Annotated in this window: 19 protein-coding genes; 8 read left to right on the forward strand and 11 right to left on the reverse strand. The window is 69.3% G+C overall.

What is annotated here, in order from left to right; translation table 11 throughout:
- Position 1: 1 nt before the first annotated feature.
- The gene (locus tag BM417_RS12495; RefSeq protein WP_177320398.1) at positions 2-388 is read right to left on the reverse strand and encodes a VOC family protein; all 387 of its coding nucleotides are present in this window, start codon (positions 386-388) and stop codon (positions 2-4) included.
- Positions 389-424: 36 nt separating this feature from the next.
- Here BM417_RS12495 and pruA point away from each other — a divergent pair, with 36 nt between their 5' ends.
- Complete coding sequence (gene pruA, locus BM417_RS12500) at positions 425-2,053, forward strand: L-glutamate gamma-semialdehyde dehydrogenase (RefSeq protein WP_093591978.1); 1,629 nt, start codon at positions 425-427, stop codon at positions 2,051-2,053.
- Here the strand turns inward: pruA and BM417_RS12505 are convergent, their stop codons facing one another.
- Genes BM417_RS12505 through aroA form a run of 6 tightly spaced genes read right to left on the reverse strand, consistent with a single transcriptional unit; the run spans position 2,054 to position 6,382 of the window.
- Positions 2,054-2,578: a DUF3558 family protein gene (locus BM417_RS12505; protein WP_093591981.1), complete on the reverse strand. Its 525-nt coding sequence runs from the start codon at positions 2,576-2,578 to the stop codon at positions 2,054-2,056.
- Positions 2,575-3,048, reverse strand: a complete 474-nt coding sequence (locus tag BM417_RS12510; RefSeq protein ID WP_093591984.1) for a hypothetical protein — start codon at positions 3,046-3,048, stop codon at positions 2,575-2,577. Before BM417_RS12510 ends, BM417_RS12505 begins: the two co-directional genes overlap by 4 nt.
- Positions 3,045-3,536, reverse strand: a complete 492-nt coding sequence (locus BM417_RS12515) for a hypothetical protein (protein ID WP_143138616.1) — start codon at positions 3,534-3,536, stop codon at positions 3,045-3,047. Before BM417_RS12515 ends, BM417_RS12510 begins: the two co-directional genes overlap by 4 nt.
- Before the next feature lie 14 nt (positions 3,537-3,550).
- On the reverse strand, positions 3,551-4,084 hold the full coding sequence (locus BM417_RS12520) for a DUF3558 domain-containing protein (RefSeq protein ID WP_093591990.1): 534 nt from the start codon (positions 4,082-4,084) through the stop codon (positions 3,551-3,553).
- 28 nt (positions 4,085-4,112) lie between these two features.
- Positions 4,113-5,111 (reverse strand): ribosome small subunit-dependent GTPase A, encoded by a 999-nt coding sequence (rsgA, locus tag BM417_RS12525; protein ID WP_093591993.1) that lies wholly within the window; start codon positions 5,109-5,111, stop codon positions 4,113-4,115.
- Positions 5,112-5,113: 2 nt separating this feature from the next.
- Entirely contained in the window at positions 5,114-6,382 is a 1,269-nt protein-coding gene (gene aroA / locus BM417_RS12530; RefSeq protein WP_093591996.1) for a 3-phosphoshikimate 1-carboxyvinyltransferase, read from the reverse strand.
- 85 nt (positions 6,383-6,467) lie between these two features.
- Between aroA and BM417_RS12535 the strand changes: the two genes are divergently transcribed.
- Both BM417_RS12535 and BM417_RS12540 read left to right on the forward strand, forming a co-directional pair.
- Positions 6,468-7,157, forward strand: a complete 690-nt coding sequence (locus BM417_RS12535) for an SOS response-associated peptidase (protein WP_093591999.1) — start codon at positions 6,468-6,470, stop codon at positions 7,155-7,157.
- Positions 7,154-7,765 (forward strand): alpha/beta hydrolase family protein, encoded by a 612-nt coding sequence (locus BM417_RS12540; protein ID WP_093592002.1) that lies wholly within the window; start codon positions 7,154-7,156, stop codon positions 7,763-7,765. The genes BM417_RS12535 and BM417_RS12540 overlap by 4 nt, the downstream gene beginning before the upstream one ends.
- Positions 7,766-7,877: 112 nt before the next feature.
- On the opposite strand, the gene BM417_RS12545 is transcribed toward BM417_RS12540, so the two are convergent.
- Complete coding sequence (locus tag BM417_RS12545) at positions 7,878-8,735, reverse strand: DUF7916 family protein (RefSeq protein WP_093592005.1); 858 nt, start codon at positions 8,733-8,735, stop codon at positions 7,878-7,880.
- Between the two features lie 65 nt (positions 8,736-8,800).
- On the opposite strand from BM417_RS12545, the gene BM417_RS12550 reads away from it, so the two are divergent.
- Both BM417_RS12550 and BM417_RS12555 read left to right on the forward strand, forming a co-directional pair.
- On the forward strand, positions 8,801-9,343 hold the full coding sequence (locus BM417_RS12550; RefSeq protein WP_093592008.1) for a DinB family protein: 543 nt from the start codon (positions 8,801-8,803) through the stop codon (positions 9,341-9,343).
- Positions 9,344-9,418: 75 nt separating this feature from the next.
- Entirely contained in the window at positions 9,419-9,901 is a 483-nt protein-coding gene (locus BM417_RS12555; RefSeq protein WP_093592011.1) for a hypothetical protein, read from the forward strand.
- Here BM417_RS12555 and ybaK read toward each other — a convergent pair.
- Positions 9,894-10,370 (reverse strand): Cys-tRNA(Pro) deacylase, encoded by a 477-nt coding sequence (gene ybaK, locus BM417_RS12560; RefSeq protein ID WP_093592013.1) that lies wholly within the window; start codon positions 10,368-10,370, stop codon positions 9,894-9,896. The two genes, BM417_RS12555 and ybaK, sit on opposite strands and share 8 nt — an antisense overlap.
- Before the next feature lie 50 nt (positions 10,371-10,420).
- On the opposite strand from ybaK, the gene BM417_RS12565 reads away from it, so the two are divergent.
- Positions 10,421-11,095, forward strand: a complete 675-nt coding sequence (locus BM417_RS12565; protein WP_245821883.1) for a sigma-70 family RNA polymerase sigma factor — start codon at positions 10,421-10,423, stop codon at positions 11,093-11,095.
- Positions 11,092-11,352 (forward strand): mycothiol system anti-sigma-R factor, encoded by a 261-nt coding sequence (rsrA, locus tag BM417_RS12570; RefSeq protein WP_093592019.1) that lies wholly within the window; start codon positions 11,092-11,094, stop codon positions 11,350-11,352. The genes BM417_RS12565 and rsrA overlap by 4 nt, the downstream gene beginning before the upstream one ends.
- A gap of 64 nt (positions 11,353-11,416) precedes the next feature.
- Here rsrA and BM417_RS50285 read toward each other — a convergent pair whose 3' ends face one another.
- On the reverse strand, positions 11,417-11,491 hold the full coding sequence (locus BM417_RS50285; protein ID WP_369809028.1) for a 50S ribosomal protein bL37: 75 nt from the start codon (positions 11,489-11,491) through the stop codon (positions 11,417-11,419).
- Between the two features lie 53 nt (positions 11,492-11,544).
- Here BM417_RS50285 and BM417_RS12575 point away from each other — a divergent pair, with 53 nt between their 5' ends.
- Positions 11,545-13,023, forward strand: a complete 1,479-nt coding sequence (locus BM417_RS12575) for a PAS domain-containing sensor histidine kinase (RefSeq protein WP_093593623.1) — start codon at positions 11,545-11,547, stop codon at positions 13,021-13,023.
- A gap of 140 nt (positions 13,024-13,163) precedes the next feature.
- Here the strand turns inward: BM417_RS12575 and BM417_RS12580 are convergent, their stop codons facing one another.
- The gene (locus BM417_RS12580; RefSeq protein ID WP_015104912.1) at positions 13,164-13,418 is read right to left on the reverse strand and encodes a WhiB family transcriptional regulator; all 255 of its coding nucleotides are present in this window, start codon (positions 13,416-13,418) and stop codon (positions 13,164-13,166) included.
- Positions 13,419-13,601: the final 183 nt, after the last annotated feature.

A 13,601-nucleotide genomic window follows, 5' to 3' on the forward strand; every position in this document is an offset into this window, starting at 1 on the left:
ATCACATTCCTTCCGCGGGCTCCCACAGCTCGATCCGGTTGCCCTCGGGGTCGACGCACCACCCGAACCGGCCGAACTCCGAGTCCTCGGTGTCGGGCAGCACCTCGACGCCGCGCGCCTTCAGCTTCGCCATCAGCGACAGCAGGTCGTCCACGCGCAGGTTCAGCATCGTGCGCTGGTGGGGTTCGCCGATGTAGGGCGTGTCCTGAGCGAACAACGCCATCGTCGTGGTGCCGGGGTACTCGTTCGTCGCCGTGTCGAGCCAGTGGAAGGTGACGGTGCCCTTCTCGCTCATCGGCACGCCCAGGTTGTCGCGGTACCAGGCAGCCAGGCGCGCAGGGTCTCTCGAACGCAGGAAAACCCCGCCGATGCCAGTCACCCGCGCCACCCGACGGACCCTACTACCGCGTGCCACGATGGGGGAATGGACGCAGTCACGTCTGCACCCGAACCGGTCAACGAGCCCGTGCGCACCTACGCACCCGGCAGCGCCGAACGGGCGAGTCTGCAGGCACGCATCGCCGAGCTCGAAGGCACCTCGCACGAGCTGACGATGACCATCGGCGGTCAGCAGCGCATGGGCGGCGGCGAGAGCATCGACGTCGTTCAGCCGCACGACCACAGGCACGTTCTCGGCGTGACGGCGCAGGCCACGAACTCCGACGTCGCGGACGCCATGCGCGCCGCCCAGCACGCCGCGCCGGGCTGGCAGGAGCTGCCGTTCGACGAACGGGCCGCGGTGCTGCTGCGGGCGGCCGACCTGCTCGCGGGCCCGTGGCGCGACACCCTCAACGCCGCCACGATCCTCGGCCAGTCGAAGTCCGTGCAGCAGGCCGAGATCGACGCGGCGTGCGAGCTGATCGACTTCCTGCGCTTCAACGTCCACTTCGGCCGCCGGATCCTCCAGGAACAGCCGATCTCGTCGCCGGGCGTGTGGAACCGGATGGACCACCGGCCGCTCGACGGGTTCGTCGTCGCGATCACGCCGTTCAACTTCACCGCCATCGCGGGAAACCTGCCGCTCGCACCCGCCCTGATGGGCAACGCCGTGGTGTGGAAGCCGTCGCCGACGCAGCAGCTGGCCGCGCACTTCACCATGCGACTGCTCGAAGAGGCCGGTCTGCCGCCGGGCGTGATCAACCTCGTCACCGGCGACGGCCAGGCGGTGAGCCAGGTGGCGTTGCGGGACAGGTTCTTCGCCGGTCTGCACTTCACCGGTTCCACGCGCACGTTCAAGGCGTTGTGGCAGACCATGGCGGGCAACCTCGACAACTACCGCGCCTACCCGCGCGTCGTCGGCGAGACCGGCGGCAAGGACTTCGTGCTGGCACACGCTTCCGCCGATCCGCGTGCGCTCGTCACCGGCCTGGTGCGCGGCGCTTTCGAGTACCAGGGCCAGAAGTGTTCCGCGGCCTCACGTGCGTACATCGCGCGTTCGTTGTGGGAGGGCGGCGTCCGCGAGCAACTGCTCGACGTCACGAAGTCGTTGTCCTACGGCGATGTCACGGACCTGTCGGCGTTCGGCGGTGCCGTGATCGACCACCGCGCGTTCGCCAAGCACAAGGAAGCGCTGCTGATGGCGTCCGCGTCCACCTCGGTCGAGGTGCTGGCCGGCGGCTCGTGCGACGACTCGGTGGGCTACTTCGTCGACCCCGCGGTGCTGCTCGGCACCGACCCGCACCACGACATCTTCACGACGGAGTACTTCGGCCCGATCCTCGCCGTGCACGTCTACGAGGACGCGGACTTCCCGAAGATGATGGAGACCATCGACACCTCCACGCCGTACGCGCTGACCGGAGCCATCTTCGCGCGCGACCGGGCGGCCGTCGACCAGGCACATCGCGCCCTGCGGTTCGCCGCGGGCAACTTCTACGTCAACGACAAGCCGACCGGTGCCGTCGTCGGGCAGCAGCCGTTCGGCGGGTCACGCGGTTCCGGCACCAACGACAAGGCGGGCTCGATCTACAACCTTCAGCGCTGGACGAGCCCGCGCGCCATCAAGGAGACCCTGGTGCCGCCGACTGATCACCGCTACCCGCACATGGGCTGATCAGGCCGCGACGAGCCGCTTGAACGCCGTCTTCGCCTTGCCCAGCGCGATCTGCGAGACCTGGGCCGAGTTGGCGCCCGGCAGGCTCACGATGACCTTGAACGACTCGGTGGCGTTGACCGCGACGAGGTAGGTGCACTCCATCACCCCAGGCCCGGTGTTGAACGACACCGCGGCCGAGTGGCCCTCGATGAGCGTCTCCGGCGCCTTCTCCGGCTTGGCGTAGGCGTCCGCGAATCCCACCAGGACGAGCATGTCCGACTCGGCGCCCGTGCCCTCCTGGAACCCGCAGGACCGCGGCAGTTCGGGGTGCGGCCCCGGCGGGCCGGCCAGCGGGGTCTCGAAGTCCGCCGCGGTCAGCATCAGACACGGGTTGGCGGGGAGTTTGCGCGCCAGGTCGATCCGCGGCGACGTCGTGACGACCGTCGTCTCGGTGGTCGTGGTAGTCGTGGCGGAGGGCGCGGTTGCTACGGGAGTGGACGCGCAGCCCGCGAGCAGGAGCAGCAACGGCAGCAGACGCTTCACTTCGGGAGCCTTTCCAGAGCCCTCGCCGCCAGTCCCTGCGTGACCTGCCCGACCACGTTGAGATCATGGCTGCGCTGCAGGACCTTCAACCCGATGAGCTGCCCGTCCCGCACCTCGACGACGGCGTCGCACGTCACCTCGCCCGAGGAGTCGACGCACTTGCTGGTCAGCGGACGGTCGTCCCTCTCGCCCTCTTGACCACCGTCGACCACGCCGCCGTAGCCGCCGCCGGACAGCAGCTTCTGCGACTCGTCCGCGTACTTCGCGCTCAGCATCGTCAGCCGCACGGTCAGCGAGTCGAACGGGAAGTGGCACGACCGGCCGGTCCTGGCGGGGGAGCCGCTCAACTGCCCGGCGTCACCGGACGCGAGCAGGGAACACGGGTCGGTGTCCTCGAACTTCGGGGCGGTCGGCGATGTGGTCGCGCAGGCCGTCAGGGCGAGGAGCAGTACCGGAACCAGTCGGATCATGAGAACAACCTTTGCACCACCGCGACGGACCGGGTGCGGGCGACCATCCCGATGTCGTAGCGGGGCGGGGTTCGCTCCGCGGTCATCACCAGCACGCGGTCCGCGGCCAGTTCGGTCACGACGACACCCAGGCTCGTCTGCGGCACGCTGGACCGGTCGTTCGTGACGCCCCACCACGCCTTGCGGCTCTCGACCGTGAGTTCGGAGCCGTCGCGCACGCGCAGTTTCGCCTGCTCCAGGGACTCGTTCTCGATGCTCATCCAGACGGACTGGGCCTCGATCGTCCATCGGCAGGACAACGGCTCGTTGAGCGGTTCGGGCGCCTTCGTGAAGGGCGTCGCGAAGTCCGGCTCGGCGAGCAGCGTGCAGGCGTCGACCGTGGCGAGGTCACGCAGTTTCGGTGCGGGTGCGGGAACGGGTGGTGGCGCGGGCGTCGAGCACGCGGTCAGCGCAAACAGCAGCGCCACAGCCCCCAGGCGTGTGTACATGCGGGAAGTGTGACTCATGACGTCACCGGCAGGCGGTCGAGCGCGAACTTGATCAAAGTGATGCGCTGGCCCAGCAGCCATCCCTCGTTCGCGCCGGGCATCCGCGCCTTGACGGTCAACGACCGCGCGTAGCCCACGGCAGCCCACACGCCGCAGTCCAGTCCGGACGCGTCCGTGTCGCAGCCGAACCACATGGTGTGCCCGTCGATCTCGCCCTGGTGGCCGTTCGGATGGGCCTTCTTGACCTCGACGTACTCGATCTCCTCCAGTCCGACGAGGACGGTCAGGTCGCCGGAGGGGAAGGTGAAGGTGTACCGGCAGAAGCCCGGGTTCGCCGGGTCGGGCGCGGGCACGACCGTGGTCGCTTTCATGAGCGGGCTGCTGCCGTCCACCGGTATCGCCTTGCACGTGTCGAACGCGGCCAGGTTCCGCGGCTTGTCGATGCGCGGTGACGTGGTCGGCACCGGCTTCGGTGGTGGTCCGGGGATCTCGGCCGTGCACGCGGTGAGGGCAGCGCACAGCACGGCGACCCCCAGAAGTCTGCTCATGCGGAGAGTGTGACTGAGCTGTGCAACCTCAATCCGTGTAATCGTCCATTCCGGCCCGGGACGCGAGCAGCCGCCGCAGCGACGTGAGGCGGCCCGGCGCGTCCGGCACGAGCTCGTCCAGCATGCAGCCGGGATCCTCGGGCGCGCCCAGGTGACCGCAGCCGGGCGGGCACTCCTCGGCGGCCTCGGCGAAGTCCGGGAAGGCCTTCACGATGTCGTCCGGCGTGATGTGCGCGAGGCCGAACGAGCGGATGCCCGGCGTGTCCACGACCCAGCCGCCCCCTGGCAGACGCAGCGCCACGGCCTGGGTCGAGGTGTGGCGGCCCTTGCCGACACCGGACACCACACCCACCGCGCGGTTCGCGTCCGGCACGAGCTTGTTGACCAGAGTGGACTTGCCGACGCCGGAATGTCCGATCAGGCACGACACCGTGTCCGCGAGCCGCGCGCGCAACGCGGCCGGTTCCTCGTCGGAGCGCGTCACGATCACCGGCACGTCGAGCTCCGTGTAGAGCGCCAGCAGCGAGTCCGGCGAGGCGAGGTCCGACTTCGTCAGGCACAGCACCGGTTCCAGGCCGCCCGCGTACGAGGCGACCAGGCACCGGTCGATGAAACCCGTGCGCGGCGGGGGATCCGCCAGCGCGACGACCATGATGAGCTGGGAGGCGTTCGCGACGACGACGCGTTCGAACGGGTCCGTGTCGTCCGCGGTCCGGCGCAGCACCGAGGACCGCTCTCCGACGCGCACGATGCGGGCCAGCGTGTCCGGCTGGCCCGACGTGTCACCGACGATGCCGACCTGGTCGCCGACCACCACGGGCGTGCGGCCCAGTTCGCGCGCACGCATCGCCGTGACGACGGCACCGGACTCCATCGCGCACGTCCAGCGGCCGCGGTCCACGCCGATCACCATCGCGGTCTCGGCGTCGGCGTGTTCGGGCCTTATCTTGCTGCGCGGTCGCGTCCCCCTGCCGGGGCGCACGCGCACGTCGGACTCGTCGAGCTTGCGCCAGTCCTGCTTGCCCACTTCTACGCGTCCCTGCCGAGCATCGCGTTCCACATCCCTGGGAAGTCGGGAATCGTCTTGGTCGTGCTGCCGATGTCGTCGACGGACATGCCCGGCACCACCAGGCCGATGATCGCGCCCGCGGTGGCCATCCGGTGGTCGGCGTAGGCCTTCCACACCCCGCCGTGCAACGGCCGCGGGTCGATGATCAGGCCGTCCTCGGTCTCGGTCGCGTCGCCGCCCACCGCGTTGATCTCGTTGACGAGAGCCGCGATCCGGTCGGTCTCGTGGCCGCGGATGTGCGCCACGCCCCGGATGACCGTGCGGCCCTCCGCCAGCGCGGCCAGCGCGGCGACGGTCGGCGTCAGCTCGCTCTCGTCGCGCAGGTCGATGTCCACACCGGACAGCTTCGCCGGACCGCGCACGGTCAGGCCCTGGTCCGACACCTCGACCGCACAGCCCATGCGCTCCAGGATGCCGCGCACGGCGTCACCGGGCTGGGTCGTGACGGAGGGCCAGTGCGGAATCGTCACCTCGCCACCGGTCACCGCGGCCGCCGCCAGGAACACCGTCGCGTTCGACAGGTCGGGCTCCACGTGCCACGTCCGCGCGTTGATCACGCCGGGCTCGACGTGCCACACGTCCGGCACGCTGGTGTCGACCTGAACGCCGACCGAACGCAGCGTCTGGACCGTCATGTCGATGTGCGGCAACGAGGGCACGGGCTTGCCGGCGTGCCGGACCGTCACGCCCTTGTCGAACCGGGCACCGGACAGCAGCAGCCCGGACACGAACTGCGACGAGCCTGAAGCGTCGATCGTCACCTCGCCACCGGGCACCGACCCCGTGCCGTGCAACGTGAACGGCAGTGCGTCGCCCTCGATCTCGACGCCCAGCGACCGCAACGCACCCAGCACGGTGCTCATGGGTCGCGTGCGGGCGTGCGGGTCGCCGTCGAACCGGATTCCACCCTCGGCCAGCGCGGCGGCGGGCGGCAGGAAGCGCATGACCGTGCCCGCCAGACCGCAGTCGACGTCGGCCGGCCCGCGCAGCAGACCGGGCATGACGTCCCAGCCGCCGTCCTCGCGATCGGTGATCCCGACACCGAGGGACGACAGCGCGGCGACCATCAGCACCGTGTCGCGACTGCGCAGCGGCGCGTGGACCGTCGAGGGTCCATCGGCCAGTGCCGCGAGCACCAGAACGCGGTTCGTGATCGACTTCGAGCCGGGCACCGGCACCGTCGAGTGGACTGGGCCGGACGCGCTGGGGGCTGACCAGTGCTGAGTCATGCACAGATGATCCCGCATCTGTCCTGGGACAGTTCGCACTGGTGTGCGGGACGTGGGATTATCGCAACTTCGGAGGTGATCGGTTTTGTGCGGTAGGTACGCCTCCACCAAGGACCCGGCGCTGCTGGCGGCCGAGTTCGACGCGGTGGACGGGACCGGCGACGAGGCACCGGGGGCGGACTACAACATCGCTCCCACCAAGCACGTCATGGCCGTGGTCGAGCGACAGCCCGAGGACGCGGAGCTGGAACGCAGCGTCCGCGTCATGCGCTGGGGCCTCGTCCCGCACTGGGCCAAGGACCTCTCCGGCGCGGCCAAGATGATCAACGCCCGCGCCGAGAGCGTGCTGACCAAGCCCGCGTACAAGCAGTCGGCGATCAAGCGGCGCTGCATCATCCCCGCCGCCGGTTGGTACGAATGGCAGCCGGGTGAGGGGCGCAAGCAGCCGTACTTCATGACGCTCGGAGAGGACACGTCGCTCGCGATGGCGGGCCTCTGGTCCGTGTGGTGGAAGGACGACGTCCCGACCGTCACGTGCGCTGTGCTCACCACAGAATCCATCGGCGCGTTGACCGACGTGCACAACCGCATGCCGTTGCTGCTGCCCCAGGACCGCTGGTCGGCGTGGCTCGACCCGACGTCGCGGGACCCGTCGGAACTGCTCGCCCCGGACCTGTCGATCGTCGAGGCGCTGGAGCTGCGCCCGGTGTCGACCGAGGTGAACAGCGTGAAGAACAACAACGCCTCCCTGATCGAACGAGTAGTGCTGTCGTGACCACGCTGTTGGTGGACACGCCGCACGGCCCCGCGAGGGCCTCACTGCACTGTGCCCACGAACCGCGTGCGGCTCTGCTCCTGGGGCACGGCGCCGGTGGCGGCGTCGAGGCTCCGGATCTGGTCGCCGCGTGCCGCGCCGCGAACTCCGTCGGCGTGCACGTGGCGTTGATCGAACAGCCCTACCGCGTCGCGGGCCGTCGTGCCCCGGCGCCGGCGGGCCAGCTCGACACGGCTTGGTTGTCCGTGGTCGAGGACCTGGGCGAACGCTGGTTCGACGGCCTGCCCCTGGTGTTCGGGGGCCGGTCGTCGGGCGCGCGCGTGGCCTGCCGCACCTCGGTCGAGGGCCAGGCCGTGGCGGTGCTGTGCCTGGCGTTCCCGGTGCACCCGCCGGGCAAGCCGGAGAAGTCCCGGATGGCCGAGCTCGACGGCGTCGAGGTCGCCACGCTGGTCGTGCAGGGCGAGAACGACCCGTTCGGCCTGCCTGCGGGCGCCCCTCACCGCGAGGTCGTGCTGCTCAAGGGTGACCACTCGCTGAAGGCGTCGGTCGCGGACGTCGGCCGTTATGTCGGCGAATGGATGGACCGAGTGCTGCGGCCGCTCGATTAGTGGCGTGGCCGAGAACGTTGCCGGGCGAATTCGCGGTCAGACGGGTGCATCGTCGTACCACGAGGTGCCCTGCTGAGCGTGAATTACCCAGTCAACGTTCTGGGGCGCGCCACTAGCGGGCCATGCGGGTCCAGGTGTGCCTGCGGCCCCGGACCGCGACCGAGTAGGCGTAGAGCAGCTCGGGGTCGCCCATGCCCGGCAGGAAGCAGTCGCCGATGTGGTGGGCGTCGACCCCGATCTCCTTGGCGGTGAGGGCCAGCTGCGGCACCACGTTGGTGTGCGCGCCCTCCTGTGACGTGCCGATCGCGCCCATGACGACCGCCCCGGCCTCGTGCACGGCCTGGACGGCGACGGCTGCGGCCTCCCTCGTGATGCCGGGCAGCGTGCCGGGGATCGGGAGGATCACCCCGTCCGCGCCCGCTTCGACGAGGGCGACGAGCTTCTCCGCGGTGATCGGTTCCGGATGGCCGGCGTGGTGCATCTTGCCGACCCAGAGCGCGGCCTGCGTGCGGATCTTCTCGGTGGCGCGGGCCATGCCGTCGAGTGAGCCGTCGGTGCTGGGGTTCGCGGTCAGCACGATGAGCGCGGCGCCGGAGTCGGTGAGCCGCTGGGCGTTGTCGTGGGTCGCTTTGCGCAGGCCGGGAACGGTTCCGGGCTCCAGGTTGACGCCGATCGGCCGCCCGATCCGCTCGGCCAGCGCGGTCAGGCTGGGCAGCTCGCCGAGGCCGGGGAAGCGGAACGTGGCACCGTCCCAGACCCGGTCGATCATGTTGAGCACGATGACGTCGGCGCCGAACGCGGCCATCAGCTCGGCGTTGTGCACTCCGGTCTGCCCGTCGAACGACAACGCGGCGCGGTCGGCGAACACCTCGGCGACCATGGTCCTGCCCTCGGACGCCGCCACGGCGCTGGAGAGTTCCTGCCCGCGGAGCGCGGCGAGCCCGGTGCGGTCGAGGTCGAGGATGCGCACGTCTGCCTCCTGCTGTGGTCTAGACCATGTGGTGACACTCTACGTCTTCGACTGAGATCACACCCATGACCGACTTCGACGAGCAGGGCCGCCCCGAACCGCCGCTGGACGGCGACGAGCTCGCCACCCTGAACGGCTTCCTGGAGTTCCAGCGCGCCACCCTCGGGTGGAAGACCGCCGGCCTGAGCGCCGAGCAGCTCGCCCAGACCGCCGCGAAGTCGTCGATGACCCTCGGCGGGCTGATCAAGCACATCGCGTACGTCGAGCAGCAGTGGTTCCACGTCGTCCTGCACGACCGCGAGCCGCTGGAGCCGTGGGCGAGCGTCGACTGGAAGGCCGACAACGACTGGGACTGGCACTCGGCGGCCCAGGACACCCCGGAGCAGCTCAACGCCCTGTGGCAGGACGAGGTCGACCGCGCCCGCAAGGCGGTGGAAGAGGCCCTGGAGACGGGTGACCTCGGTCAGCTCTCCCAGCGCGCGCCGTGGCCGGACGGCCGCAAGGTGAGCCTGCGCTGGATCCTGACCCACATGGTCGAGGAGTACAGCCGCCACAACGGCCACGCCGACCTGATCCGCGAGGCGATCGACGGCCAGACGGGCGAGTGACAACCGATCGCGGCTCAGCGGCGTTCATTTGGGTGTGGACGAACGCCACTCGAGCGCACAATCGGGGAGAAACTCGTGAACAAGATCCGTCTGACCGCGGTCGCGCTGGCCGGCGCCACCCTGCTGACCGTCGCGGGCACGCCCGCTCAGGCCGAGACGCCGTGGTGCACCGGGAGCGACCTGGTCGTCAGCGCCCACGACATGCGGTCCCCGTCGAGCGCGAGCAAGGCGCACCAGATCAGGTTCGCCGCCGCGGAAGGTGTGTCCTGCACGATCGGCGGGAGCCTGAGCGACGTGCGCTTCCTCGACGCCGACGGTGAGGACCTGGGCATCGAGCCGACCGTCCAGAGTGGTGAGTACGTCGAGGTGCCGGTCGGCGGGTACCGCGAGGCCGCCGTCTACGTGGCCTCGCAGATCCACGGCCCGCGGGTGACCCCCGCGTCCATCCGCATCACCCTGCCCGGCCAGGACGGCCCTGGTGACTCGGTCACCGTCGCGTGGCCGTCCAACCTCAGCCCGGTCGTCCGGCTGGGGAGCCTGACGGCACCCGTCAGCTAGCGATCCGCGCGACCACCGCGCCGGTGAGCCGCACCAGGTCGGCAGGCGTGATCTCGACTTCGAGGCCACGCCTGCCGGCACTGCAGAACAAGGTCTCGAACTGCAACGCCGACTCGTCGAGCACGACCGGCAGGCGCTTCTTCTGGCCAAGAGGTGAAATACCTCCGGCGACGTAACCCGTCGCGCGCTCGGCGTCGGCGACGACCGCCATCTTCGCCTTCTTGCCCTTCAACGCGGCGGCGAGGCCTTTCAGGTCGAGCTGCCCGGTGACCGGTACGACGCCGACCGCGAGCTTGCCGTCCACCTCGGCCACGAGCGTCTTGAAGACACGTCCCGGCACCAGCCCGAGCGCCTCGGCCGCCTCCAGCCCGTAGGACTCGTGGCGGGGGTCGTGCTCGTACGAGTGCAAGGTGTGCGCCACCCGCTGCTTGTCCAGCAGCGCTGTGGCGGGGGTCCCACGTCCGGCCATGCGGAATTACTACCAGCCCCTCCGTTGTTACTCGGAACGTGGCAACGAACATGCTTGAGCGGTCACGCGTAAAGTCAGTCCCGACCCAGAACCTGTGGGAAGGGAGCGCGGTGCCCGCCACCGGCACGACAGAGACGACGGCGGAGCGCGCTGCACGTTTCGAGCGCGACGCGATGCCCATGCTCGACCAGCTGTACTCGGCTGCCCTGCGCATGACGCGCAATCCGGCGGACGCCGAGGACCTGGTGCAGGAGACGTTCCTCAAGGCCTACTCGGCGTTCGCGTCCTTCTCGGAGGGCACGAACCTCAAGGCCTGGCTCTACCGGATCCTGACGAACACCTACATCAACGGCTACCGCAAGAAGCAGCGCCAGCCGATTCAGCAGCCGACCGACGAGATCACGGACTGGCAGCTGGCGCAGGCGGAGAGCCACACCTCGTCCGGGCTGCGCAGCGCCGAGGTCGAGGCACTCGACAACCTGCCCGACAGCGACGTCAAGGAAGCATTGCAGCGGTTGCCGGAGGAGTTCCGGATCGCGGTCTACCTCGCCGATGTCGAAGGCTTCGCGTACAAGGAGATCGCAGACATCATGGGCACCCCGATCGGCACGGTGATGTCCCGGTTGCACCGGGGCCGTCGCCAGCTCCGCGACATGCTGGCGGACGTCGCCCGCGACCGCGGTTTCCTCCGTAGCGGCAACGGCAGCAACGGAGACGCGTCATGAACTGCGGCGAACCCCACGACACCGACTGCTCAGAGGTGCTGTCCGAGGTCTGGCTGTTCCTGGACCAGGAATGCGACCAGGGCCGGCGCGCGGCACTCCAGACGCACCTCGACGAGTGCCATCCGTGCCTGGAGCAGTTCGGGCTGGAGGAGCACCTCAAGGCGCTGCTCGCCCGCAAGTGCGGTGGGGACTACGCCCCCGCGGATCTGAAGGCGCGCATCCGCGCCACGATCGTGACGATCCGCACCGAGGAGTGAGCTCGGTCCCAGAACGACAAAAAGGCCTGGTCACCGTGATGGTGTCCAGGCCTTTTCGCAGCACTCAGGCGTTGGGGCGCTTGCCTCGGTTGGCGCCGCCCTTTTTGCGGTCGCGGCGCTTGCGAGCACGCTTCGACATGGGTGTCTCCTAGGATTGAACTGCTTCATCCACCAGTTTCTCATGGAGGAGTTCTGAGCACGCTCACGGACCTGCTGGCCGAGCACACCAAGCTCTCCGGCGCCGCCGTCGACCACCTCCAGCTGGTGGTCGCGGAGTGGCAACTCCTCTCTGACCTGTCGTTCGCGGACTTCGTCATGTGGGTCCCGCTCGACGACGACAAGTTCCTCTGCGTCGCCCAGGCCCGTCCCACCACGGCGCCGACGGCACACCCGGAGGACGTCGTCGGCAGCGAGGTCGACTCCGACGAGCATCCGCAGCTGCGCAGAGCCATGGACGAGTCGCGGATCTGCCGCGAGGAGGACCCGCGCTGGCACCTGGGCGTCCCGGTGCGGCGCGAGACCATCCCGGTGCGGCTGGGCAAGCAGGTCATCGCGGTGCTCAGCCGCAGCACGAACCTGGCCGTGCCGCGCGTGCCGTCACCGTTGGAGATCTCGTACCTCGGCAGTGCGGCCGACCTGTGCCAGATGATCGCGGACGGCACGTTCCCCGCGCCCGAACCCTCACCGGACGTGCACACCAGTCCGCGCGTCGGCGACGGCCTGATCAGGCTCGATCCGTCCGGCGCGGTGGTGTTCGCCTCACCGAACGCGTTGTCGGCGTTTCACCGCATGGGGCACGCCTCGGACCTCGTCGGCGTGCATCTCGCACCGCTGACCCGCAGCCTGATCGGCGACCCGTTCGACGCCACCGAGGTCGCCCAGCGCATCAGGCAGGCGCTCGAAGGGCAGCCGTCGATGCGGATGGAGGCCGAGTCACGGCGCGGCGCCGCGGTGCTCTTCCGTGCTCTGCCTCTTCGGCCACGCGGCCAGGCCGCGGGCGCCATCGTGCTGTGCCGCGACGTGACCGAGGTGCGCCGACGTGACCGTGCGTTGATGTCGAAGGACGCCACGATCCGCGAGATCCACCACCGGGTGAAGAACAACCTGCAGACCGTCGCGGCCCTGCTGAGGCTGCAAAGCCGCAGGCTGAGCAACCCGGAGGCGAAGGAGGCGCTCGCCGAGTCGGTTCGCCGTGTGACCTCCATCGCACTGGTTCACGAGACGTTGTCGATGTCCGTCGACGAGCGGGTCGATCTCGACGACGTGGTCGACAAGGTCATCCCGATGATGAGCGACGTGGCGGTCACCGAGACCCAGGTCAGCGTGCGCCGCGAGGGCGGGTTCGGCATCGTGCCCGCCGAGATCGCCACCCCGCTGGTGATGGTGCTGACCGAGCTCGTGCAGAACGCCTTCGAGCACGCCTACGCCCCTGGCCAGCGCGGAGAGGTCGTCGTGCACTCCGAGCGCTCCGCCAAGTGGCTCGACGTGACGATCACCGACGACGGCAAGGGCCTTCCGCAGGGTTTCTCTCTCGAACGCACCGATCGGCTGGGTCTGCAGATCGTTCGGACCCTTGTCGATTCTGAATTGAGAGGCTCTTTGAGCTTGCGGCGGCGGCCCAGAGGCGGTACTGAGGCGGTCCTGCGCGTGCCCCTCAGAGGGCGGCGCTAAACTAACGCCGTGCACACGTGACGGCCAGCCTCAGCGGTCTCACGTGGTCATGCGGGAGGGTGTGCAAACAAAGAAAAAGCCCGACACCTGGCACGGTGTCGGGCTTCTTCTTTATGTGTTGTTCGCGGCTAACTGCCTGCTCAGGCGTTGCTGCGGGCCCGCGTGCGGGCGTTGCGGCGCTTGAGTGCGCGGCGCTCGTCTTCGCTCATCCCGCCCCAGACGCCGGCGTCCTGGCCGCTCTCGAGAGCCCACGCGAGGCAGTCGGAGACGACGGGGCAGCGGCGGCAGACGGTCTTCGCCTCGGCGATCTGAAGCAGCGCGGGACCACTGTTCCCAACGGGGAAGAACAGCTCGGGGTCCTCGTCGCGGCAGATCGCGCGGTGGCGCCAGTCCATTGGAACTACTCCTCAGCGATAGGCGCGCACAAGGGCACGCCGGTTGTCAGCGGTCGTTTTTGGGGTGCTTGTGAATGCTTTCACGAACGGCTGGGATGTCAAGGGGTAAGCACTGACCCGGTGAGTGAACTCACCCAAAAGATCGACAGCGTTCACCTGGGGTTTCACGCTCTGCTGTCACTC

Origin of the sequence: Lentzea waywayandensis (assembly GCF_900115955.1) — a bacterium.
Lineage (GTDB): Bacteria > Actinomycetota > Actinomycetes > Mycobacteriales > Pseudonocardiaceae > Lentzea > Lentzea waywayandensis.